Source organism: Bradyrhizobium acaciae, assembly GCF_020889785.1.
In the GTDB taxonomy this organism is placed as follows: Bacteria; Pseudomonadota; Alphaproteobacteria; order Rhizobiales; family Xanthobacteraceae; genus Bradyrhizobium; species Bradyrhizobium acaciae.
On sequence record NZ_JACMYK010000002.1, the window covers coordinates 76060 to 100689 of the forward strand.

The window sequence follows — 24630 nt, forward strand, 5'->3', positions numbered from 1 at the left end:
CGGCAATTTTCAAGGCTTTCTTGCTTGACGCGTTTTCTTCATGCGAACCGGTATCCACTTCGCCGGAAAACGCTTCAGAACGCTTCCGCGGCCAGTTCCATCGTGGTGGCACTGCCGCTCTGGATCCGGGCCAGATGCACGGAAGTCTCCGGCAGCAGCCGCTCCATGAAGAAGCGGCCGGTCACGAGCTTGGTGTTGAGGTAGGGCGTGGCGCCGGCGGCGGCCTTGTCCTGCGCCACCTTGGCCATCTTCGCCCACATGTAGCCGAGCGCGACGAGGCCGAACAATTTCATGAAGTCGGTCGCGGCCGCCCCGGCATTGTCGGGCCTGGTCAGCGCGTTCTGCATCAGCCAGCCGGTGGCCTGCTGCAAATGGCCGAGCGCGGTGGAAAGCGGGGTGATGAACGGCTTCATCGCCTCGTCGGCGCCGTGCTCCTTGGCGAAGGCTGTGACCTCGCCGAAGAACGCCATCGCGGCGCGGCCGCCGTCGCGCGGCAGCTTGCGGCCGACCAGGTCGAGCGCCTGGATGCCGTTGGCGCCCTCATAGATCATCGCGATGCGCGCATCGCGGACGAACTGTTCCATGCCGTGCTCGGCGATGTAGCCGTGGCCGCCGAACATCTGCTGCGCCGAGACCGTGTTGGCGAACCCGGTGTCGGTCAGCACGCCCTTCAGCACCGGCGTCATCAGGCCCATGTGATCGTCCGCGGCCTGGCGATCCTTCGGATCGTTCGAGCGGTGCGCGACGTCGCTCTTCAGCGCGGTCCACACCACCATGGCGCGTGCCGCCTCGTTGAAGGCGCGGATGGTGAGCAGCGTACGGCGCACGTCGGGATGCACGATGATCGGATCGGCCGGCTTGTCGGCCGCCTTGACGCCGGTCAGCGAACGGCCCTGCAGACGCTCGCGCGCATAGGCGACCGCGTTCTGATAGGCGACCTCGGACTGCGCCAGGCCCTGCACGGCGACGCCGAGACGGGCCTCGTTCATCATCACGAACATGCCCTGCATGCCCTTGTTCTCTTCGCCGATCAGCCAGCCGGTGGCGCTGTCGTAGTTCATCACACAGGTGGAATTGCCGTGGATGCCCATCTTGTGCTCGATCGAGCCGCAGGTGACGCCATTGCGCTGCCCGAGCGAGCCGTCGGCATTGACAAGCACCTTGGGAACGACGAACAGCGAGACGCCCTTGATGCCGGCCGGTGCGCCCTCGATGCGCGCCAGCACGAGATGGATGATGTTGTCGGCAAGGTCGTGCTCGCCGGCGGAGATGAATATCTTGGTGCCGGTGATCTTGAAGCTGCCGTCCGACTGACGCACCGCCTTGGTGCGGAGCAGGCCGAGGTCGGTGCCGCATTGCGGCTCGGTCAGGTTCATGGTGCCGGTCCACTCGCCGGCGATCATCTTCGGCACATAGGTCTTTTTCTGCTCGGGCGTGCCGTGCACCAGCAGTGCCGCGGTCGCCCCCATGGTCAGGCCGCCATACATCGAGAACGCCATGTTGGCGGAGATCTGGAATTCGTTGACCGCCTGCGAGAGCGTCACCGGCAGGCCCTGGCCGCCGAATTCGGTCGGCGCCGAGAGGCCGAGCCAGCCGCCTTCGGCGACCTGCTTGAAAGCGTCCTTGAAGCCCTTCGGCGTGGTGACGCTGCCGTCGTCATTGCGCTTGCAGCCTTCGAGATCGCCGGTGCGATTGAGCGGCTGCAGCACCTCTTCGCTGAGCTTGGCGGCCTCGCCTAGGATAGCCTCGCGCACATCGGCCGACGCATCGGTGAAGCCGGGAAGATTGCCGTAGCGGTCGATCTGGAAAACGTCGTTCAACAGGAAGCTGACGTCTTCGACGGGGGCTTTGTAGGTTGGCATGCTGATCTCCCGGCTGGCTCGCGATCGCATTCACGACCGATGCTGCGCAGCGTGTCCTTGGGTTGTTGGAGCGGACCTTATCCGGTTCGGCGGGTCCGCGGCAGGTCCTAGCGAGACTTAATCGCGATGAGATTGGATTGAACCGTCATCGCGCTTTAGCCCTTTGTTTGAGCGCGATCTTTTCGGAAAACCGCTTCGCACTTTTCCGGATCATGCTTACGATTGCGACGTTGCGCCGCTCTGCTTCATCAACTCCTCGCCCATCATCCGATGCAGCAGGTTGATCGCCTTGAGCGGACGCACCATCACCTTGAAATGGGTGATCCGGCCGTCGCCATCGAACGTGATGATGTCGACACCATTGAGCTTGATGCCGTCGATCTCGTTCTCGAACTCGAGCACCGCGCCGGTGTCGTTGCGCCATTCGCCGAGATATTTGAAGGTCGGGCCGCCCAGCACTTTGGCGGCGCTGGTCAGATATTTGAAGGTGATGTCGCGGCCGCGCTGCGGCGTGTGCACGACGGGACTTTCGAACACCGCGTCGGGATGCAGCAGATCCCACAGAGCGGCGGTGTCGTGGGACTTCATGTAGGCGTACCACTTGTCGAGGCCCGGCTTGCTCATTCGGACGTCTCCTGCAGCGGGTTTAGGAAGCCTGAACATCGGCCGCGCGCGACAAGGCGGCACGCCGATCACCATATGCATATTGACGCATATGCACAGTAACGCATAAAGTCAAGCGAACTTAGGAAATGGCCGATTTGGGAACTGAGATGGAGGTGGGCGTTGGCACTCGGTGACGCAATCCTCGCCTGCCTCACGGAACGTCCGATGACGGGCTATGAGCTCGCCAAGACGTTCGATGCCTCGATCGGCTTCTTCTGGAAGGCCGACCATCAGCAGATTTACCGCGAGCTCTCCCGGCTGCGCGACAAGGGGCATGTCCAGGGCCGCGAGGTGGTGCAATCCGGCAAGCCCAACAAGCTGGTCTATACGCTGACGGCCGAGGGCCGCGCGGCGCTGAAGCACTGGGCGGCGCGGCCGAGCGTTCCGCCCTCGATCAAGGACGATTTGCTGGTCCGGCTCTATGCGCTCGACTGCGTCGACATCGAACCGCTGCGCACCGACCTGATGGCGCGGCTGGAGCATCACCGCGATCGCTATGAGCGCTACGAGCGTCTGCTCAACAAGCGCTTTCCCGACGGCACCGCGCCGCCGGCCGATGTCGGCAAGATGCTCGGGCTTCGCATCGGGATGCGCCATGAGCGCGTCGTGGTGGAATGGTGCGAGGAAGCGCTCGACGCGATCTCGGCGATTTCGGGTCGCGGCAATGTGCTGCCGCTCGACGACGGCAAGCGCGAAGGCAAGGGCTAACAACTAGTCTCACGTCATCCTGCGCGCGCCGCCACGCGAGGTGGAATGCCACTTTGCCTGAAAACAACAGGCCTGTCCTGATCCGGCGCAACAGGTTCCCGGATTCCCTAACTTTAAGGCCCGCCGAGCGCATTCCTTAACCCGTTATTTACCGTGACGGGAAAAAGTCAGCAGCTGAAGCAGACGACCAGCGCAGAATTCGATTGTCTCTTAACGGGAATGCGCGGGGAGGCTGCGGGCGCAGAGTATGGCGCCGGAGTCGGGACCGGACGGAATCATGAATTCGCGCGTATCGTGGAGTGTTGACGGCATCGATCCCTCCGTCCGCGACAGGGCCGAAGCGGCTGCGCGCCGCGCCGGCATGTCGCTGAACGACTGGCTCAATTCCACGGTCGGCGAACCGAGCCCGCCGGATTGGCGCATGGCGTCCGAGCAACGCCAGCCGATGCCGAGCCGGGAAAGCCGCGAGGTCGCGGATATCCACCAGCGGCTCGACGCGATCACCCGCCAGATCGAACAGATTGCAAAGCCGTTGTCGCGCGCCGAAGCCGTGCGCGCCGAAGTGCCGCGCGGCCAGCCCGCCGTCGCACGGCAGCTGAACGAGGCGATCTCGCGCCTCGATGCACGGCTGTCGCAGATTTCGCGGCCGCAGCCCGCGCGTGAGCCGCCGCCCCAGCCGATGCGTGAAGCGCAGATGCAGCGGGAGCCGCAGATGCAGGACCGGCAACTGGAGGAAAGGCTGCGCCAGGCGGAAGCCGTCGAGCGCGCTGCCGCGCAAGTCTACCGCCCCTCGCCGCCGCTGAGCCCGGCGTCGTTCGATTCAGCGATCGCGGAAATCGCCGCGCGCCAGAACGAGCTCGACGGCCCCGCGCCCCGGCAGATGCCGCCGCGCAATGCACCGCCGGTGCAGCAATCGGCGCCGCCGATGGCCGCCTATGCGCCGCCGCCCGCGGCACCAGCCGGGCCGGACTTCTCCTCGCTCGAGCGTCATCTGCTCAAGATCACGAGCCAGATCGAGGCGCTGCAGCGGCCCGACCATATCGAGCAATCGATCGCGGCCTTCCGCGGCGAGCTTGCGGAAATCCGCCAGGCGATCACCGAGGCGATGCCGCGGCGCGCGATCGAGTCGATCGAGAACGAAATCCGCTCGCTGCATCACCGGATCGACGAGATTCGCCACGAGGGCAGCAACGGCCAGGGCCAGGCGATCGCCGGCATCGAACGCGCGCTGTCGGAAATCCGCGAGGCGCTGCGCACGCTGACGCCCGCAGAGCAGCTCACCGGCTACGACGAGGCGATCCGCAATCTCGGCGCCAAGCTCGACATGATCCTGCGCGCCAACGACGATCCATCGACGGTGCATCAGCTCGAGAGCGCGATCGCCGCACTTCGCGCCATCGTCTCCAATGTCGCCTCCAACGACGCGCTGCTGCAGCTCTCCGGGGATGTGCACGCGCTGGCGGCGAAAGTCGACCAGCTGTCGCAGATGTCGCGCGGCGATTCCTACGGCGACGCCTTCGCCGGAATCGAACAGCGCATCGCCGCGCTGGCCTCATCGCTGGAAAGCCGCGAACGGCCGACCGGCCATGACAATACCGACGCCATCGAGGGCGCCCTGCGCTCGCTGTCGGAGCGGATCGACCGGCTACAGGTCGGCAACGACAGCTCGTCGGCATTCACCCATCTTGAACAGCGCGTCTCGTATCTGCTCGAGCGCCTGGAGTCGGCCGACCAGCGCTCCGGCAATCTCGGCCGGGTCGAGGAAGGACTGCATGACATCATGCGCCACCTCGAGGCGCAGCACGCCCACATCGCCTCGCTCGCCGACGCCACCCGCAACAACGTCAACACCTTCGCCCCGCAGCCGATGATGGACAGCGGCATCGTCGATTTGGTGAAGCGCGAGCTCTCGGACATCCGCTTCAGCCAGTCGGAGACCGATCGCCGCACCCAGGATTCGCTGGAGACCGTTCACAACACGCTCGGCCACGTCGTCGATCGGCTGGCGATGATCGAGAACGATCTGCGCACGGAGCGCAGCGCGCCGCCGCCGGCTCCGCCCGCCCCCGCGCCGGTCGAGCCGCGGATGGACGCACCGCGGATGGAGATGCCGCGCGCGGCGATGCCGCAGCCGATCGCGCAGCCCAGGCCCGAAACATACCAGCCTGAATCGTACCGGCCCGAATTGCCCAATCCTGCGCAGGCGCAGGAGCACTTCATGTCCGCGCCGCGCGAATTCCATGCCGCGCAGCCGGTCGAGACCGCGCCGCCGCCGCTGCCGCTGCCGCCGCGCGCGATCAGCGAGATCCTCGAACCGCATGCGGCATCCGCGCGCGCTGCGATCGCGCCGGAACTGCCGCCGGATCATCCGCTCGAGCCGGGTACGCGCCCCTCGGGCCGCGTGTCGTCGCCGTCGGAGCGGATCGCGGACTCCGAGCGCGCGATCTCTGACCTTCCCGCCGGCAAGAAGGAGCCGGTCTCGACGTCGAGCTTCATCGCCGCCGCGCGCCGCGCCGCGCAGGCCGCAGCCGCGCAACCGGTCAACGAGAAGGCGGCGCGTGCAGCGAGCAAGGCCGCAGCCAAGGCCAAGGAGAAGGCCGACAAGGCCGCGAAGGCCGCCGCCACCAAGGCTGGCACGCCCGCAGCCGGCGCTTCGGCGACCGGCGCGCCGGAGGCGCAGCCTTCGACCATCACCTCCAAGATTCGTTCGCTGCTGGTCGGCGCGAGCGTGGTCGTGATCCTGCTCTCGACCGCCAAGATGGCGATGAACCTGCTCGACACCAGCTCTGCGCCGCAGGCGCCGGCGATCGAGCACAGCGAGCCGGCCGCGCCCTCCGCGCAGCCGCCGGTCGAGAATTACACCGCACCGGCACCAACGGCGCCCTCCGGCGCGCCCGGGCCGTCAGTGCCCGGACCGTCGATGACCTCGCCGACTCCACTCGGTCGCCAGTCCAACAACAGCCCGGCGCCGAACACGCTCGACAGCGCGCAGGTGACGATCCCTCAGGCATCCGCGCCCGCCATGGCGCCGGAGCCGGCCGCGGCGCCACCGGTCGCCCCCAGTAGCGATATCACCGGCACGATTCCGACCGCGCCGCCGCTCGGCGGCAAGCTCGGCACGATCCAGATTCCGGCGGGCGAAAAGCTGCCCGACGCGATCGGCGGTCCGGCGCTGCGCACCGCCGCAATCAAGGGCGATGCGGCCGCGGCCTATGAGGTCGGCGTCCGCTTTGCCGAGGGCAAGGGCGTGCCCGCCAATGTCGACGAGGCCGCCAAATGGTATGGCCGCGCGGCGCAGGCCGGCGTGGTGCCGGCGATGTTCCGGCTCGGCACCTTCTACGAGAAGGGCCTCAGCGTGAAACGCGACTTCGATGTGGCGCGGCGCTATTACATGCAGGCGGCCGAGCGCGGCAACGCCAAGGCGATGCATAATCTCGCCGTGCTCGACGCCGATGGCGGCGGCAAGGGCGCCGACTACAGGAGTGCCGCGCAGTGGTTCCGCAAGGCGGGCGATCGCGGCGTCGCCGACAGCCAGGTCAACCTCGGCATTCTCTATGCGCGCGGCATCGGCGTCGAACAGAACCTCGCCGAGTCCTTCAAGTGGTTCAGCCTGGCGGCCGCGCAGGGCGACGCCGACGCCGGCCACAAGCGCGACGATATCGCCAAGCGGCTCGACCCGCAGTCGCTGGCCGCAGCGAAGCTTGCGATCCAGACCTTTACCCCCGAGCCGCAGCCGAGCGATGCCGTCAACGTGCCGGCCCCGGCCGGCGGCTGGGACGGCGCCCCTGCGCAGCCCGCAGCGGCGAAGTCGGTCAAGCCGGCAAAGCGGACCGCGGCGCTGGCCGCCCCAGCTCACTAAGACAACAATATGTGCGGCGCCTTGATGGCGCCGCTGTCCTGTACCTCCGCCCTTCTGCCGTGTAGACAGGCGCGCAGTCCCGCGCCGATTGCGCACGTGCTCCGGAGGGTCAGTCTTGTCTGTCGACGATCGTCAGGATGATGGAACGGGCCATCGTTCGTCGCCGACCGGTCCCCGCGTCGCGCCGCCGCGCCAGACTGCATCTCCGTTTGCCGCGCGCCCTGAGGCCCGGCCTTCGCCTCCACCCCCGCCTCCGCAAGCGAACGTGGCATCGCCGACCCGCATTTTCCGGTTCTCGCTCCCGTCCATCATCATCTTCGTGCTGCTGCTCTCGAGCGTCGCCATTCAGGCCTACCGGGATCTATCGAGGCCGGGTGCCTGGGACTTCTGGCGCGAGACCTATATCGCCGCGAGCATGACGTCGGCGGTGATTTCCGATGTCGACATCGACGGGTCGGGCCACGGAAGGCGGGCGCTCGCGATCAGCGGCAAAATCGGCTCGGCCAGCGCGAGCTGGTTCCGCGACCGGCTGAGCGAGGCGCGTCTCGCGCCAGGCGATGCGGTGCTGCTGTCGTCACCGGGCGGCGCGCTGAACCAGGCCGCCATCATGGGCGAGGTGATCCGCACGCATGGGCTTGTCACGGCGGTGGCCACCGCCGATGCCGCGGGCAAGCTCCGCCCCGCGGCCTGCGCCAGCGCCTGCGTCCTGGTCTATGCCGGCGGTGTGGCCCGCTATGGCGTCGCAGGCTCGCGGCTCGGCGTGCATCGCTTCACGACCAGCGCACCGGTCAGCGATCCCCTCGCCGAGGCGCAACGCATCCAGGGCATGGTGCTCGGCTACATGACCAAGATGGGCGTCTCCTCCGCGATCGTCGAGGCGATGTCACAGACCTCGGATATCCGCTGGCTGAGCCAAAAGGAAGCGCTGGCGCTGAACCTGATCACCAAGCCGGTCGACCAGCCCTGAGCCGACGCGGGCATCATTAATCTGAATTATCAACCACGTGCGCATCAGAGCGGCAGCCTGCGGCGAAAAATGCCGCCCGAGGCAGAATCTTTAGTCCCTCCTCTCGCCGATTTCGGTTATGCAAGAACGCGGCAATCGACCCGCGTTCGCCTGCATCTTGCGCGCCGACCGGATTCGTTCAGCCGGAGAATGCCCGACCAGAACGACATCACGCCGTGATGCGGCCTTGCGCCCCAGCTCGCGGCGAACCGACAAGAAGCGACGCGCGTGCAGCTCTACCTCCCGATCGCCGACATTCCGGTCAATGTCTTCCTCATCCTGGCGATGGGCGCGGCGGTTGGATTCGTCTCCGGCATGTTCGGGATCGGCGGCGGCTTCCTGATGACGCCGCTGCTGATCTTTGTTGGCATCGCGCCCGCGGTCGCGGTTGCTTCCGTTGCCAGCCACATCGCAGCCTCGTCGTTCTCCGGCGCGATCTCCTATTGGCGCCGGCGCGCGATCGACCCGCTGCTGGCGGCCGTGCTGCTGGTCGGAGGCACGCTCGGCACCGCGCTCGGGGTGTGGACCTTCACCTTCCTGCGCTCGCTCGGCCAGCTCGACCTGATGATCGCGCTGTCCTACGTCATCCTGCTGACGACGGTCGGCGGGCTGATGTTCTGGGAAGGCCTGCGCGCGATGTTGCGTGCCCGCGGTGGACGCCCGGTGGCGCTGCGCAAGCCCGGCAGCCATGGCTGGATCCACGGCCTGCCGCTGAAGCTGCGCTTCAAGCGCTCCAAGATCTACCTCTCGGTCATTCCGGTGGTCGTGGTCGGGCTCGTGATCGGGTTCATCGGCGCCGTGATGGGCATCGGTGGCGGCTTCATCCTGGTGCCGCTGATGATCTATGTGCTGCGGGTGCCGACCTCGACCGTGATCGGCACCTCGATGGTGCTCACCCTCGTCACCATGGTGTTCGCGACCATGCTGCACGCGGTGACCAACCATCTCGTCGACGCCGTGCTGGCGCTGATCCTGATGATCGGCGGCGTCACCGGCGCGCAGTTCGGCGCCCGCGCCGGACAGAAGATCCGCGGCGAGCATCTGCGCCTGCTGCTCGGCCTCCTGGTGCTCGCGGTCGGCATCCGCTTTGCCGTCGAGCTGGTGATCCGGCCGCAGGACCTCTACAGCATCCGCGAAACCGGCGGAGCGCCGCCATGAGGCTGCGCGCGCCGCTTGCGATCATCGGCCTCGTCGCCGTCACCTTGGCGGCGGCGCCCGCTTCTGCCGAACGGCTGATCGTGTCGGTCTCCAACCACCGCGTCACGGTGACGCCGAACTATTCCGGCGGCGAGCTCGTGCTGTTCGGTTCTGTGGAGAAGGACGACAAGACGCCGGCCAATCGCAGCAACTACGATCTCGTCGTCACCGTGGCCGGCCCGCGCGCCGACATGGTGACGCGGCGCAAGGAGCGCAAATTCGGCATCTGGATCAACACCGACTCGCGGCACTTCCTGCAAGTCCCCGGCTATCTCGCGCTGTTCTCCAACCGCCCGTTCGACCAGATCGCCTCACCGGAGGTGCAGCGGCGGCAGCAGCTCGGGCTCAACAATGTTACGCTGGTGCAGCGGGTCGGCCCGACTTTGCCGATGTGGTGCCGAACGATCCGTTCCGCAGCGCCTTCGTCCGGCTGCGTTCCGAGCACGACCTATACCGCGAGGCGACCTCGGCGGTGACGTTCCTGACGCCGACCCTATTCCGCACCGGCATTCCGCTGCCGGCCGAGGTGCCGATCGGCACCTACAATGTCGAGATCAAGCTGTTTTCCGACGGCGCGTTGGTGACCAAGACCGAGAGCGCGTTCGAGATCGTCAAGATCGGCTTCGAGCAGTTCGTCGCCACCACCGCGCGGCAGAACGGCCTGGTCTACGGCCTCGTCACCGCGTTCATGGCGCTGATGACCGGCTGGATGGCCTCGATCGTGTTCCGCAAGGATTGATCTAGCCCCTATCCCTGTAACGCGCTTTCGAACGCGTCGCCGAGGACGGAGAGGCCCAGATCGATCTCGTCATCGCTGATCGTCAGCGGCGGAGCGATGCGGAATACGCTGCCCATGCCGGGCAGTTGCACGATGTTGGTGCTCAGTCCGAGCTCCATGCAGCGCTGCGACACACGCGTGCCGAGCGCCTCGTCAGGCTCCTTGCTGAAGCGGTCGCGCACGATCTCGATGCCCTGCATCAGCCCCCTGCCGCGCACATCGCCGATGCATTCGAACCGGTTCTGAAGGGCGAGCAGCCCATCCCGCAGCCGCGCCCCCGCGATCCCGGCGCGCGCGACCAATCGGTCGCGCAGGATGATCTCGATGACCTTGAGCCCGACGGCGGCCGGCATCGGGTCCGACACATGGGTGGTGTAGAACAGGAAGCCGCGTTCGTGACAGCACTCCTCGATCTCGGCTGAGGTGATGACCGCAGCCAAAGGCAGGCCGGCGCCGAGCGTCTTCGACAAAGTCAGGATATCTGGCACGACGCCGTCGCGCTCGAAGGCGAACATGGCGCCGGTTCTGCCGAGTCCCGTCTGCGCCTCGTCGACGATCAGCAACATACCGCGCGCGCGGCACTGCTCCTTCAACGCAGCAAGGTAGCCGTCCGGCAGATCGATCAGTCCGCCGGAACTGAGGATCGGCTCGGCGATCATGCAGGCGAGCGAGCCGGTCGATTGGCGGTCGATCAGATCGAAGGCGTAGGCCAATTCGGCGCGCCAGTCGGCGGCATTGCCGAAGCGCGGGCGATAGGGATTCGGCGTCGGAATCGCGAGCGAGCCGACCGGCGCCGGACCATAACCTTTGCGGCCGGCCGAATAGGTCGCCCCCGCCGCGCCCGACGTCATGCCGTGCCAGGACTGCGCGAACGCGACGGTCTCGAAGCCGCCGGTAGAGAGCTTGGCTATCTTGATGGCCGCCTCGTTCGACTCAGCCCCCGTGCTCAGCAGCATGACGCGATCAAGCCCCGGCGGCAAAAGCTCCGCCAGTTGTTCGGCGAGCGCGACCACCGGGCGCGTCAGCATGCCGCTGAACAGATGGTCGAGCCGCTCGGCATGCTCGCTGATGGTCCGGACGATCTCCGGATGACCGTGACCGAGCACGGCGCTCATCTGCCCGGAAGTGAAATCCAGGATGGCACGGCCGTCGGCGTCGTAGACGAAGGACCCGGAGGCGCGCTCGATGATGACGGGTGCGAACGTCCCGCCATAGCGAATGAGGTGACGCCGCGCACGATCCCAAAAGGATTTGTCGTCATTTCCGGTCATGCCGATTCCTTGCTGTGACACCGCCGTTGAAGACCCTCGCAGATCATCCTATGCGCGCCCGGCAGCAATGACATTGCGATTTGGGATGCATTTTACGCCTTCTTCTGCAATCAATTGCGTCAAATGTCGAAAATGCGAAAGAAATGGGAACCATGACCGTTCTTGACGAGATCGACCGCAAGATCCTCGACGTGCTGCAAGCCGACGGGCACATCACCAATCTCGAGCTTGCCGAACGGATCGGCCTCTCGTCCGCTCCCTGCATGAGACGCGTCCGGACCCTCGAGGAGACCGGCGTCATCAAGTCCTACGTGGCGTTGGTGGACGCTGCGCGCGTCGGACTCGGGTTCGACGTGATCGTCGAGGTCCGCCTCAAGCAACAGACCAGGGAATCCTTCGCACGCTTCGAGAAAAAGGTGACCGGCCTTCCGGAGGTCGTCGAATGCTGCATGATTGCCGGCGATTGGGACTATTCCCTGCGGGTCGTGTCGTCCGACCTCGCACGCTATCAATCCTTCATCCTCGACCGCCTCATGCATCCGGACAGCGATATCGCGAGCTATCGCACCACCATCATCCTGCGAAAGATCAAATCGACCACCAAGATCGATAGCTCGCTGTTCTGATCGATCGACGCCGCGATAACACCTGCTGACCTAGATCAGCAGCCCTAGCCCCATCGCGATCACGCTGAGCGCCATCGCAGCCGTGGAGAGCCAGCCGAGCCAGTAGAGCCACCCACCGATGACGAAGCGTCCCATCACTTCCTTGTGGCGGGCCATGAACATCAGCAGCACCATCACCGGCACGGCCAGCACGCCATTGACGACCGCGCTCCAGTACAATGCCGAGATCGGATCGATCGGGGTGAAGTTGAGCGCAACGCCGATGCCGCCCGACAGTGCCAACACCGAATAGAACGCGATCGCCTCCCTCGGCTTGCGCGTCAACCCGACCGGCCATCGCCGCCCTTCGCTGACGGCATAAGCCGTCGCGCCCGCGAGCACCGGGATCGCCAGCAGGCCGGTACCGACGATGCCGAGTGCGAAGATCATTTCGGCAAAGGGTCCTGCGATCGGGCGCAACGCCTCGGCCGCCTGGGCCGAGGTCTGGATATCGGTCTTGCCGGCGGCGTGCAGGGTCGCCGCGGCGGTGATGATGATCGACAGCGCGATCACGTTTGAAAACGCCATGCCGGTGATGGTGTCGGCACGGATGCGCCAAAACTCGCGCCGCACGCCGTAGTGCCGCTTGATCAGCGGATGCTTATCGGGATCGATCCGCTGCTCCTCGGCCTCCTGCGAAGCCTGCCAGAAGAACAGGTAGGGCGAGATCGTGGTGCCGAGGATCGCGACGATGGTCGTGAAATAGTCCGCACTCCAGGTGAGGTGCGGCAGCAGCACGCCGGCCAGCGCCTCTGTCCACGACACTTTTGCAAAGGCGAGTGCCGCGACATAGGCGAACAGGCTGAGCGTCAGCCATTTCAGGACCGCGACGTAGCGCCGGTAGTTCATGAAGATCTGCGCGGCCACCGAAGTCACGCCGAACAACACGACATAGAGGATGGCTGGACCGCCGATCAGGAGCCTGGCCGCGTCCGCCATCGCCGAAAGATCAGCGGCAATATTGACGGTGTTGGCGATGAACAGCAGCGCCACCACGATGACCAGCAGCCAGCCCGGATAATGGCGGCAGACATTGCCCGCGATGCCGTGCCCGCTGACGCGGCCGACCCGCGCGGAAATTTCCTGGATCGCGGTCATCAGCGGGAACGTCAGCAGCATGGTCCAGCCGATGCCGTAGCCGAGCTGCGCGCCGGCCTGGCTGTAGGTGCCGATACCGGATGGATCGTCGTCGGCGGCTCCGGTAATCAGGCCGGGGCCGAGCGTCTTCAGAATATTGCGGATGCTGAATGGCTGGCGCTTTGCCGCCTCGTCGACGGGCCGGCCGTTCTGCTTTTGAGAGGTCATCCTGTGCTGCGTCATGTCCGGTTCCGGCCGTCGCGACAACGAGCCGGATACCGTCAATGTTCCTATGATGAAACCCGGGGCCCTATTGGCTGTCGCATGCGCAGGTCACGCCGATTTGGGCGCAGCGGCGGCCGCGGGGCGGGTCACCAGATAGATGCCGAGCGCGACCGGAACGATCCCGAGCAGGTCGCGGAATTCGACATGCTCGCCGAGTACGAGGTAGGCGAACAGCATGCCGAGCGGCGGCATCAGGAAGTGATAGGCGCTGGCGGCAGTCGCGCCACACACCTTCAGCAGATGAAACCAGAGCAGATAGGCCAGGATCGAGCCGCCGAGCACGAGGAAGGCGAAGGCGCCGGCGAGCCGCATGCTCGGCACGATGTCGCTGACACTGGACAGCGTGAAGGCGAACGGCATCACCGCAAGGCCACCGGCGATGTTCTGGATGCCGTTGCCGATCCACAGGCTGCCCTTCGGCGCCAGCAGCTTGAACAGGATGGTGCCGGCGACGATCGAGGCGAGCGAGGCCAGCGTGAACAGGATGCCATGCGGACTGTCGCTGCCGACCTTGATCCGATGCCAGACGATGAAGGCAACGCCGATGATGCCGAGCACGAGCCCGATCACCTTACGCAAGGTCATGCTCTCGCCGAGGAACATGGCCGCCAGCATGGCGGTGAACACCGGATTGGCCGAGACGATCAGCGCGCCGAGCCCGGCCGAGACGGTCTTGAGGCCGGTATAGCCGAGCCCGAGATAGAGCGCGTTGTTGGCGACGCCGATCACGGCGAACACGGCCGCGTCACGCCAGGTGAGGTCCCACTTGTCGCTGCGCAGCCAGGAGATGCTGAGGACCAAGACTCCGGCGAGCGAAAATCGCGCCGCGAGCAGGATCAACGGCGGGCAATCGGTGACGCCGATCTTGCCGGCCACGAAAGCGTAGCTCCAGAGCAGGCAGAACAGGGCGATCAGCAGCGGCAGGGTGTTGAAGCGGGCGCGGGGGGCGGCAATTGAGGATGCGGCGGACATGGAATTTCTCCTTCGCGCATGATCTAGGCCGCTACCTTGCTATTTGGAAATTAAATGATAGACTGACATCCAGTGGATTTATGAATGGAGGCTGCGATGCTCGACCTGGAGCTGCTGCGCAGTTTCGTCTCGGTGGTCGATGCCGGCGGCTTCACCCGCGCCGGAGAGCGCGTCCACCGCACGCAATCGACGGTGAGCCAGCAGATCAAGCGTCTGGAGGAGGATGTCGGCCAGCCGCTGTTGATCCGCAGCGGCAAGGATGTCACTCCGACGGAGGCCGGCGATCAGCTGCTGACCTATGCGCGGCGGCTGCTCGCACTCGCCGAGGAGGCGCGTGACGTGGTGTCGCGCCCCGGCAGCGAAGGCGCGATCCGGATCGGCATCACCGAGGATTTTGCCGCCTACCGGCTGACGCGATTGCTCGCGACCTTCTCGCGCAGCCATCCGAATTTGCGGCTCGATGTGCGTTCCGGCCAAAGCCTTTACCTGTACCGCGACCTCGAGCGCGGCGATCTCGATCTCGCGCTGATCAAGCGCGCTGCGAGCGAGAAAGGCGGCATCGCGGTGTGGCCGGAACGCGTGCATTGGGTGACCAGCAAGAGCCACCCGCGCGACACGACGGCCGGCTCGGTGCCGCTGATCGGTTTCGGCTCGGGCTGCCTCTATCGCGCCCACGCCATCCATGCGCTGGAGAGCGCGGGCCGCAACTGGCACATGGCCTACACGTCCTCCAGCCTCGCCGGCATCCAGGCCGCGGTCGCCGCAGGCCTCGGGTTGAGCATCCTGTCGGAGATGTCGATCCAGGCCGAGCATCGCGTGCTGACGGCGAAGGACGGCTTTGCCCCGATCGAGCGGACCGAGGTCGCCCTCGTCGCCGCCCCCGAAGCCCGCCCCGCGACCTTGCGGCTCGCGGACCGGCTGGCGGAGTATTGCGAGAGCGTGCAAGCGAAGGCGGCTTAGGGCGCGGTCGCGCCGCTACTCCACTGTCGTCCCTGCGAAAGCAGGGACCCATAACCACAGGACGTGACGAGAGGGCAAGCTGGAGCCACAGCCTTGTTCAACAACAAAGCCCTGTGGTTATGGGTCCCGGGTCGCGCTTCGCTTGCCCGGGACGACACCGAGTGTTTGGCGCGATGTACGAATGGTAGCAGGTAGGAGCGAGTTGATCGCGACCGTCAATAACACCGCGACGCCACGAACGCGTGGACGCGATTGTCGCCGAGCACATGGGCCATGAAGCCCGGCGACCCGAATATCTTGGCAAACGCCCGATCGCGGATACTCAAGCCACCGGTGTAGGCGCCGAACGCCGGCATCACCGCGCGCTCGCCGTCACTGGCGAAACAGCGCCGTTCGATCGAGCGGCCGCGGGTCGGTACCCGCGCCTTGGGATGAAGATGCCCGGCGATCTCGCCGGCAGCTCCCGTCGGCTCATGGCGGAACACGATCGGGCCGATCGCAACTTCAGTGGCGACTACGCCGCCGAGACTGGACGGCAGCGCCGGATCGTGGTTGCCGGCGATCCAGATCCAGTTGCGCCGCACCTGCAGCGCCGCGAGCGCCTCGCGATCCGGATCCGACAAGCGCGCATGGGCATCGCGATCGTGAAAGCTGTCGCCGAGCGCAATCACCTGTCGCGGATCGTGCCGCGCGATGACGGCGGCGAGCCGGCTCAGCGTCGCCACCGTGTCGTAGGGCGGCAGCAGCACGCCGCGGGCAGCGAAGCTCGAACCTTTTTCCAGATGCAGGTCGGACACCACGAGCAGGCGCTGCGCTTCCCAGAACAGCGCGCCGGAAAAATCCGCCACGAAGCCGACATCCGCCACCGTGACCCTCGCAACGCGCATATCGTCACCGTCTCGCAAAGCTAGTGCGCTTGCCGTCACGTCCTGTTCCCCAAAGTACCAGCGCTACGTCGTCGCCTCCCGCACGAGTTCCTCGGCCGCCTCGGCCAGAAGCTCGTCGGATGCTTCGCCATAAACTGACTCGCGGCCGATTTCCAGCAGCGCGGGGACGGCAAGCGGAGAAACGTGATCGAGATCCTTGTGGGTGATTCGGCCGTGGATGCGCGAAAGCATGTCGCTGAGACGGCGGAGATCGAGCAATCCCGTGGCGGCGTCGCCGCGCGCCGCGCGCAGCAGCACGTGATCGGCCTGGTGCTTGCGCAGCACGTCGTAGATCAAATCGGTCGAGAACAGCACCTGGCGGCGCGACTTCTCCTCGTCGGTGAAACGGCGCGCGATCAGGCCGGAGATGATGGCGCAGTTGCGGAAGGTCCGCTTCATCAGCGCGGACTCCGCAAGCCACGCCTCGAGGTCGTCGCCGAGCATGTCGGGATCGAACAGCGCGTTGAGATCGAGCTTGCCGTGCCGGATCATGAAAGAGAGATCGCCGACGCCCCAGACCGCGAGCGCGTATTCGTTGGCGACGAAACCGAGCGGACGAGCGCGGGCGCGCTCCAACCGGCGCGTCAGCAGCATGCCGAGCGTCTGGTGCGCGAGCCGCCCCTCGAAGGGATAGCAGACCAGATAATGGCTGCCGCCGCGCGGAAAGGTCTCGACCAGCAGCTCGCGCACCGCCGGGACGCGTGAGAATTTCCGCTGCAGCGACAGCCAGTCGTGCACCTGGTCCGGCAAGCCGTTCCAGGCCCGGCTGTTGTCGAGCAGCTTGCGGACCCGTTCGGCGAGATAGGTCGAGAGCGGAAACTTGCCGCCCATATAGGACGGCACTTTTGCATCCTTATCATTGGCGCGGGAGACATAGACCTGGTCTTCGACCAAGGCCTCGTAGCGCACCACTTCACCGCCAAAGACAAACGTGTCGGCGGGCACGAGGCCTTCGATGAACACCTCCTCGATCTCGCCGAGCATGCGGCCGCCACGGGCGATCGCGCCGGTCGAACCGGAACCACCGGCACGCGAGCGCACCAGCCGCACCTTCAGCATGGTATCCTCGACGATGGTGCCGACGTTGAGGCGGTAGCTCTGCCGCACCTTGGGATTGGTGACGCGCCAGCGGCCTTGCTTGTCCTGCTTGATGCGCGCGAAACGCTCATAGGTCTTCAGCGCGTAGCCGCCGGTCGCAACGAAGTCGACCACATCGTCGAAGTCGGTGCGCGACAGAGCGGCATAGGGTGCCGCGGTCCTGACCTCATCGTAGAGCTCGTCGGACAGGAACGGCTTGCCGCAGGCGCAGCCGAGCACGTGCTGGGCCAGCACGTCGAGCGCACCCGAACGCAAGGGCGGCGTGTCCTGCGCATTCTCCGCGATCGCATCGATCGCGACGGCGCATTCCAGCACCTCGAACCGGTTGGCCGGCACCAGCACGGCGCGCGAGGCCTCGTCGAAGCGGTGGTTGGCGCGGCCGATCCGCTGCATCAGCCGCGACGATCCCTTGGGCGCGCCGATATTGATGACGAGGTCGACATCGCCCCAGTCGACCCCGAGATCGAGCGAGGAGGTGCAGACCACGCCGCGCAGGCGGCCTGCAGCCATCGCATCCTCGACCTTGCGGCGCTGCGCGACGTCGAGCGAGCCGTGATGCAGCGCGATTGCGAGCCCGTCGTCGTTCATGCGCCAGAGATCCTGGAACAGCATCTCGGCCTGGCTGCGGGTGTTGACGAACACCAGCGTGGTCTTGTTGCGCTTGATCAGCTCATAGACCTCGGGCAGCGCATGACGCGCGCTGTGGCCTGACCACGGCAGCCGCTCCCGCGTGTCGAGCATCTCGACCACCGGCGGTGCGGCGCCGCCTGCCGTGACGACGTCGGCGGATGCGTTCTCGCCGACCGGCTGCGGCACCAGGAATCGCGCCAGTTGCTCGGGCTCGGCCACCGTTGCCGAGAGGCCGATGGCGCGGGCTTGTGGCGCGATGGTCCAGAGCCGCGCCAGCCCGAGCGACAGCAGGTCGCCGCGCTTGGAGGTGACCAGCGCATGCAGCTCGTCGAGCACGATGCGCTTCAGCGAAGAGAACAGAAACGGCGCGTCGTCGGAGGCCAGCAACAGCGCCAGCTGCTCCGGCGTGATAAGCAGGATGTCCGGCGGATAGCGCCGCTGCCGCTGCCGCCGCGACACCGGCGTGTCGCCGGTGCGGGTCTCGATCTTGATCGGCAAACCCATCTCGGCAACCGGCGTCTCCAGATTACGCGCGATATCCACCGCGAGCGCTTTCAGCGGCGAGATGTAGAGGGTGTGCAGCCCACCGCTACGGCGAACGCTGCGGCCGGTGGAGATGAGCGTCTTTCTTGGCTCCGCAGCGCTCGCTGGCAGGGCTCCCTCCCCCCTTGCGGGGGAGGGCTGGGGAGAGGGGTAAGCCGTATCGTTTTGAGCAAGCGGCGTACCCCTCTCCCGCCGTCCTATGACGCGCGATTGCGCGTCAGCGGACGTCGACCTCCCCCGCAAGGGGGGAGGTGGCGATGGGGTACGCGTCGACTGTGTCCGACCTCTCTCCTCGCTTTCCCCACTCAACTCCACTAGCGTCGGCAAGAAACCCGCCAGTGTCTTGCCCGCACCCGTGGGCGCGATCAGCAGCGCGGAACGTTCCTCGCGCGCCTTCGCCAGCAGCGCAAGCTGATGCTCACGCGGCGACCAGCCGCGTGAGGCGAACCAGTCGCGAAACCGGCGCGGCAAAAGATCGGCCGTTTCCGACGGCGGGACAGGAAAGAGATCGAGCGTCGACACGCCCAAGAGGTAAGTGGTTCAGTCGGTTTCGTCGAGGGCGGGGCGGAAATGGCGGCAGGTGGCAAGGGTACTTCACCTCGCCCCGCCTGCGGGGAGAGTCGGATCGCATCGCCAGATGCGATCCGGGTGAGGGGATACAGGTCTCACCACGCTCACCGCTCGTGGAAGCAGCCCCTCACCCCGCCCTCTCCCCGCGAAGAGCGGGGCGAGGGAGACGATAGCGCAGTGCAAATTCTACTCCGTCATCGGCTCGCCGAAGAGGTCCCAGTCCTTGCCGTTGAAGATCGAGACATAGAGCGTCTTCATCGGCGTGTAGTCGTCGGGCGTGTAGCTGTAGTTGATCCCGTCAAGGAAATAGGGCGAGTGGAAACCGGCCAGTGTGGTCGCGTGCTTCAGCACGTTGGCGCGGGTCAGGTCGTCGCCGCAGCGGCGCAGGATCTCGCCCATCGTCGCGGCCTGGCCGTAGCCGGCGAAGGCGATGGTGTTGTCGGGATCGATGTTCGGCAGATACTTCTTGCGCAGCTCCTCGAACGCGACCACGTCGGCATCCTTCTCGTAGCGCGGCACGCCGACTTCCTTGTTGTAGCGGATCGCGACGATGTCCTTGGCGTTCTCGAGGCCGGCGGCGCTCAGGATCGAACGGCCGGTCGAGCCCGCCGACAACAGCTGCAGCGGCTTCCAGCCGAGCTCGGCGACCTTGCGGATCGACTGCGACGTCGCCTTGCCGGTGGTGATGTTGTAAAACACGTCGGCGCCCGACTTCGACAGATTGATGAGCTGGGAATCGACCGTCGGATCGGTGAGATCGTAGGTCTGCTCCATGATCACCTGCGCCTTGCCGCCGGCATCGGCGAGCACCTTCTTGAACGGCCCGAGGAAGTCGCGGCCGAAATCATCGTTCTGGTAGAGGATGCCGATCTTGGCGTTGGGCTTCACGCTGACGACGTGCTTGGCGAGGATGCGCGCCTCGGTCGGATAGAGCGGCAGACCCGCCATGGTCCATTTGAAGTTCTTCGGGTCGTTCCACTTCGAGGCGCCGGTGTTCAACAGCAATTGAGGGACGCCCTTGGAATTGAGGTACTTGTGCACGGAGGTCTGCGGCGCGGTGCCGAGCGAGCCATAGAGCGCCAGCACCTCTTCCTGCTCGACCAGCCGACGCGTCGCCTCGACGCATTTCGGTGCGCTGTAAGCGTCGTCCATGGTGAGGAATTTCACCTTGCGGCCGTTGATGCCGCCCCTGTCGTTCAGCATCTGGAAATAGGCTTCGCCGACGCGTCCGAGCACGCCGTAGAGCGAGCCCGGACCGGAATGCGGCACGGTCTGGCCGAGCTTGATCTCGGTGTCGCTCGAACCCGGATCGTACTTCTTGTCCGCGGCCCGAACGAACGGCGCGGGCAGCACGGACGCTGCGATGACGGACAATGCGGTGGCGCCGAATTCGCGCCGCGTATGTTTTTTCATTATTTCTCTCCCTGAGGCGGAAAGCTCTCGCATTCCGCCCAGCGCCGGGCAAGCGCGAAGTCACCACTTTGCGGCGCAATGCCGCGTCACGGCAAATGCGTAGCGTGTAGACCCAAGTTGGAGGGCGAGATGTATGGGATCGCCTTCTTATCCTCCCCTGGGGGTCAGAGCGTCACGGCTTCACGGCCACGGCGACAAGCCCGGGCGCCGGGACGTTGTCCTCATTGCGCGCCGAGAGATCGTCGAGCAAGGCCAGTGTCAGCCCGGCGGCAGCGACCGAGGCACGCACGTAAGCCGTACTGTGTGCGTAACGCAGGCCCTGGCCGAGGATGACGCCTTCGCCGTCATGGGTCTCCGTCGTGAAGGCGACCACGCCGCCTGGCACCAGCACGCGCGCGGCCTCGGCGAGCACGGGCGCGAGATCGGCGACATAGACCATCGCATCGGCAGCAAGAATCAATTCGGCGCTGGCATCGGGCTTGGTCGAAATGCCCTTCAACATGTCGTCGACCTCGAGCTCGGCATAGAGTCCGGTGGCGTGCGCCTTGTCGATCATGCGCGGCGACAGGTCGACGCCGATGAAGTGGTCGACATGCCGTGCGAACGCGCCGGCCGCGAGCCCCGTGCCGCAGCCGAGATCGATTGCGCGCTTGAAGAACGCCGGCTTCTTCGCGCCCGCGCGCACCGACAGCACCGCCTTGAACAGCAGCGCCGGACCGCGATAGCCGAGATCGCCGACCAGCGCCGCCTCAAAGCGCGGCGCGTATTGGTCGAACAGCGTCTGCACATAGCCCGGCGGCATCGCGCTGACGGCCTCGACGCCGAGTTGCATCAAATGCAGGCCGGCGCCATGGCGGTCTTCGGGATCGGCATCGCGCGCGGCGCGGAAGGCTGCGATCGCGGCCTCGCGCTGGCCGAGTTCGAGGCGGATCTTGCCCAGCGTGTGCCAGGCCGAGGGGAAATTCGGCACCAGCTCGATCGCCTGTTCGAGCAACTCGGCGGCAGCCGGCAGATCGCCCTTCAGTTGCAGGTCGCGCGCGAACTCGTAGCGGCGGTCGGCAACGAGGTCGCCGGAGGACAGAAACAGGCGCGGAGCCATTCGCTTTAAGGAACCAATCTCGGCCGATACGGCCATCCATCAAAGCACGGACTTTTTCCGGAGATGGGCGCGCCGGTCAAGCCCGCGCAGGACGATTAGATATCGCGGAATCAATGCCTATATGTGCGGCATGCGCCCGCAAGACATCCTGATGCCCCTCCCGGCGGGGCTTTGCTGCAAGCCCGGCGGCTTCCACATCGATCCTGTCAGGCCGGTCGAACGGGCACTGATCACGCATGGCCATTCCGACCATGCACGGGCGGGCCACGGCGCTGTCCTCGCGACCCAGGAAACCCTCGACATGATGCGGCTGCGCTACGGCGAGAATTTCGCCGGCTCTGTGCAGGCGGTTGCCTATGGCGAGGAGATCAGGCTCGGCGACGTCACGGTGTCGTTTCATCCCGCCGGCCACGTCTTGGGCTCCGCCCAGATATCCGTCACCTGCAAGGACAGGCGCATCGTCGCCTCCGGCGACTACAAGGACGCGCGCGACCCGACCTGCGCGCCGTTCGAGCTGGTGCCCTGCGACGTCTTCATCACGGAGGCGACCTTTGGCCTGCCGGTGTTCCGCCACGGCGATGCTGCCGGCGAAGTCAACAAGCTGCTGGCCTCCGTAAAACTGTTTCCGGAGCGCGCGCATCTGGTCGGCGCCTATTCGCTCGGCAAGGCGCAGCGCGTGATCGCGCTGCTGCGCGAGGCCGGCTACGACGCGCCGATCCACCTGCACGGCGCGATGGAGAAGATCACCTACTATTATCAGGAGCGCGGCATTCCGCTCGGCGAGCTTCGGCCGGCGCGCGGCATGAAGAAGGCCGAGCTTGCCGGCACCATCACGCTGGCGCCGCCGAGCGCGACACAGGATGTGTGGACGCGACGGTTCCCCGATCCGGTCACTGCCTTTGCGTCGGGCTGGATGCGCGTGCGCGCCCGCGCCCGGCAAGGCGGCATCGAGCTGCCGCTGGTGATCTCGGATCATGCCGACTGGGATGGGCTGACGGCAACGATCGCAGCGACCGGCGCCGGCGAGATCTGGGTCACCCACGGCCAGGAAGATGCCCTGGTGCATTGGTGCAAGACCAAGGGCCTTACCGCCCGGCCGCTCGATCTGGTCGGCTATGGCGACGAAGATGAAGGCGAGACGGCGGCGGTCACGGGCGAGGCCCAGCCCGCCGGCGAGGCAAAAGCATGAACCGCTTCGCCGAGTTGCTCGACCGCCTCGCCTACGAGCCCGGCCGCAATAACAAGATCAAGTTGCTGGTCGGCTATTTCCGCGAGACTGAGGACCCCGACCGCGGCTACGCGCTGGCGGCACTGACCGGCGCGCTGTCGTTCAAGCACGCCAAGCCGGGCTTGATCCGCGACCTGATCACCGAACGCGCCGACCCGGTGCTGTTCGGTTATTCCTATGACTACGTCGGCGACCTCTCCGAGACGGTTGCGCTGATGTGGCCGAAGGCGACTGGTGCATCTCACAACGAGTCTTTCCTGGGCCACCCCTCTCCCCAACCCTCCCCCGCAAGGGGGGAGGGAGCCCAACCACCGCGGTCACCTCACAACGATGTTGAGATGACTGAAGTTGGTGAGGGACGCACCGGTGGCTGGGTTCCCTCCCCCCTTGCGGGGGAGGGCGAGGGAGAGGGGTACCGCGGGCGAGATCGCAGTGAGATTCCACGCACGCACAACAACCCGCCTCCTCCCACGCTGACCGACGTCGTCACAACCCTGCGCACGCTCGGCAAGGCCGAGCTGCCGGCGCAGCTGGCGCGCTGGCTGGACGAGCTCGACGAGACCGGGCGCTGGGCGTTGCTGAAGCTCGTTACCGGCGCGATGCGGATCGGGATCTCGGCGCGGCTGGCGAAGACCGCAGCGGCCGCTCTCGGCGACAAAGACCCGCACGAGATCGAGCTGATGTGGCCGGGGCTGTCGCCGCCCTATCTCGAGCTGTTTGCCTGGCTCGAAGGCCGCGGCGACAAGCCTGTCAACAGCGACCCGACCCCGTTCCGCCCAGTGATGCTGGCGCACGCGGTCGAGGACAGCGATTTCGCCAATCTCGACGCTGCCGATTTCAGCGCGGAATGGAAGTGGGACGGCATCCGCGTGCAGGCTGTCGCCGGCCGCGATGCGCACGGGCACATCCAGGCGCGGCTCTATTCGCGCACCGGCGACGACATCACCGGCAGCTTCCCCGACCTGGTGCCATCACTGCACCTGCCCGGCGCGATCGACGGCGAATTGCTGGTGCTGCGCGACGGCCGCGTGCAGACCTTCAACGTCTTGCAGCAGAGACTTAACCGGAAAGTGGTCTCGCCGAAGCTGATCAAGGAATTCCCGATCCATCTGCGCGCCTACGATTTGCTGGGCGACGACGAGAACGATCTGCGCGAGCTGCCGTTCACCGAACGCCGCTCACATCTCGAAGCCTTCGTCGCCAAGCTGAACGATCCGCGCATCGACCTGTCGCCGACCGTGCCGTTCGCAAGCTGGGAAGAACTCGCCGCGGCGCGTGCCGATCCGAAGAGCGCAGGCGCCGGCGACGATGCCGACGCGGTCGAGGGCGTGATGCTGAAGCGGCGCGACGCACCCTATCTGCCCGGACGGCCGAAAGGCCCGTGGTGGAAATGGAAGCGCGATCCGCACATCATCGACGCGGTGCTGATGTATGCCCAGCGCGGCCACGGCAAACGCTCGTCCTATTATTCCGACTATACATTCGGGGTCTGGACCCGTGGCGAGGCCGGCGACGAGCTGGTGCCGGTCGGCAAGGCCTATTTCGGTTTCACCGACGAGGAGCTGCTGCAGATCGACCGCTTCGTCCGCCGCAACACCACCGAGAAATTCGGGCCGGTGCGGCACGTCGTGCATGAAGCGGATCAGGGGTTGGTGCTGGAAGTCGCCTTCGAAGGCCTGCAGCGCTCGTCGCGGCACAAATCCGGCGTCGCGATGCGCTTTCCCCGCATCAGCCGGCTGCGCTGGGACAAGCCGCCGCGCGAAGCCGATCGGCTGGAGACACTTGAACGGATGTTAATCTCCATGACAGGAAGTTAA

Annotated in this window: 17 protein-coding genes and 1 pseudogene; 9 read left to right on the plus strand and 9 right to left on the minus strand. The window is 66.1% G+C overall.

From position 1 onward, the window contains the following. Positions 1-74 precede the first annotated feature (74 nt). The gene (locus H8A92_RS01540) at positions 75-1862 is read right to left on the minus strand and encodes an acyl-CoA dehydrogenase C-terminal domain-containing protein (protein ID WP_229194116.1); all 1788 of its coding nucleotides are present in this window, start codon (positions 1860-1862) and stop codon (positions 75-77) included. A gap of 216 nt (positions 1863-2078) precedes the next feature. Beyond that, a complete protein-coding gene (locus tag H8A92_RS01545; RefSeq protein WP_028334612.1) occupies positions 2079-2486 on the minus strand; it encodes a nuclear transport factor 2 family protein in 408 nt (135 codons plus the stop codon). 162 nt (positions 2487-2648) lie between these two features. On the opposite strand from H8A92_RS01545, the gene H8A92_RS01550 reads away from it, so the two are divergent. The 5 genes and pseudogenes from H8A92_RS01550 to H8A92_RS01570 all read left to right on the plus strand — a co-directional run bounded on the left by H8A92_RS01550 (position 2649) and on the right by H8A92_RS01570 (position 10037). Then, a complete protein-coding gene (locus H8A92_RS01550) occupies positions 2649-3236 on the plus strand; it encodes a PadR family transcriptional regulator (RefSeq protein WP_229194117.1) in 588 nt (195 codons plus the stop codon). Positions 3237-3513: 277 nt separating this feature from the next. Beyond that, positions 3514-7095, plus strand: a complete 3582-nt coding sequence (locus H8A92_RS01555; protein ID WP_229194118.1) for a tetratricopeptide repeat protein — start codon at positions 3514-3516, stop codon at positions 7093-7095. A 115-nt stretch (positions 7096-7210) separates the two neighbouring features. Then, positions 7211-8062, plus strand: a complete 852-nt coding sequence (locus tag H8A92_RS01560; protein WP_229194119.1) for a COG3904 family protein — start codon at positions 7211-7213, stop codon at positions 8060-8062. Between the two features lie 267 nt (positions 8063-8329). Then, positions 8330-9259, plus strand: a complete 930-nt coding sequence (locus H8A92_RS01565) for a TSUP family transporter (RefSeq protein ID WP_163160703.1) — start codon at positions 8330-8332, stop codon at positions 9257-9259. Next, positions 9256-10037: pseudogene (locus H8A92_RS01570) on the plus strand (TIGR02186 family protein). Before H8A92_RS01565 ends, H8A92_RS01570 begins: the two are co-directional and overlap by 4 nt. Positions 10038-10045: 8 nt before the next feature. On the opposite strand, the gene H8A92_RS01575 reads toward H8A92_RS01570, so the two are convergent. Next, positions 10046-11347, minus strand: a complete 1302-nt coding sequence (locus tag H8A92_RS01575) for an aspartate aminotransferase family protein (protein WP_229194120.1) — start codon at positions 11345-11347, stop codon at positions 10046-10048. A gap of 152 nt (positions 11348-11499) precedes the next feature. On the opposite strand from H8A92_RS01575, the gene H8A92_RS01580 reads away from it, so the two are divergent. Further along, positions 11500-11973, plus strand: a complete 474-nt coding sequence (locus H8A92_RS01580; RefSeq protein ID WP_229194121.1) for an Lrp/AsnC family transcriptional regulator — start codon at positions 11500-11502, stop codon at positions 11971-11973. Between the two features lie 30 nt (positions 11974-12003). Here the strand turns inward: H8A92_RS01580 and H8A92_RS01585 are convergent, their stop codons facing one another. Beyond that, positions 12004-13332 (minus strand): NRAMP family divalent metal transporter, encoded by a 1329-nt coding sequence (locus H8A92_RS01585; protein ID WP_229194122.1) that lies wholly within the window; start codon positions 13330-13332, stop codon positions 12004-12006. A 90-nt stretch (positions 13333-13422) separates the two neighbouring features. Beyond that, positions 13423-14346, minus strand: coding sequence for a DMT family transporter (locus H8A92_RS01590; RefSeq protein ID WP_229194123.1), 924 nt, complete (start codon positions 14344-14346; stop codon positions 13423-13425). Positions 14347-14442: 96 nt separating this feature from the next. Between H8A92_RS01590 and H8A92_RS01595 the strand changes: the two genes are divergently transcribed. Continuing rightward, positions 14443-15306, plus strand: a complete 864-nt coding sequence (locus tag H8A92_RS01595; RefSeq protein ID WP_229194124.1) for a LysR family transcriptional regulator — start codon at positions 14443-14445, stop codon at positions 15304-15306. A gap of 215 nt (positions 15307-15521) precedes the next feature. On the opposite strand, the gene pdeM is transcribed toward H8A92_RS01595, so the two are convergent. The 4 genes from pdeM to H8A92_RS01615 all read right to left on the minus strand — a co-directional run bounded on the left by pdeM (position 15522) and on the right by H8A92_RS01615 (position 21585). Then, a complete protein-coding gene (pdeM, locus tag H8A92_RS01600) occupies positions 15522-16193 on the minus strand; it encodes a ligase-associated DNA damage response endonuclease PdeM (protein WP_229194125.1) in 672 nt (223 codons plus the stop codon). 63 nt (positions 16194-16256) lie between these two features. After that, entirely contained in the window at positions 16257-19025 is a 2769-nt protein-coding gene (locus tag H8A92_RS01605) for a ligase-associated DNA damage response DEXH box helicase (RefSeq protein ID WP_229194126.1), read from the minus strand. 234 nt (positions 19026-19259) lie between these two features. Then, a complete protein-coding gene (locus H8A92_RS01610) occupies positions 19260-20486 on the minus strand; it encodes an ABC transporter substrate-binding protein (RefSeq protein WP_229194127.1) in 1227 nt (408 codons plus the stop codon). Positions 20487-20658: 172 nt separating this feature from the next. Continuing rightward, a complete protein-coding gene (locus tag H8A92_RS01615; protein ID WP_229194128.1) occupies positions 20659-21585 on the minus strand; it encodes a methyltransferase domain-containing protein in 927 nt (308 codons plus the stop codon). 130 nt (positions 21586-21715) lie between these two features. Between H8A92_RS01615 and H8A92_RS01620 the strand changes: the two genes are divergently transcribed. Continuing rightward, the gene (locus H8A92_RS01620; protein ID WP_229194129.1) at positions 21716-22774 is read left to right on the plus strand and encodes a ligase-associated DNA damage response exonuclease; all 1059 of its coding nucleotides are present in this window, start codon (positions 21716-21718) and stop codon (positions 22772-22774) included. Then, positions 22771-24630 carry a cisplatin damage response ATP-dependent DNA ligase gene (locus H8A92_RS01625; protein WP_229194130.1) on the plus strand — a complete coding sequence of 620 codons (1860 nt, stop codon included), beginning with the start codon at positions 22771-22773 and terminating at the stop codon, positions 24628-24630. The genes H8A92_RS01620 and H8A92_RS01625 overlap by 4 nt, the downstream gene beginning before the upstream one ends.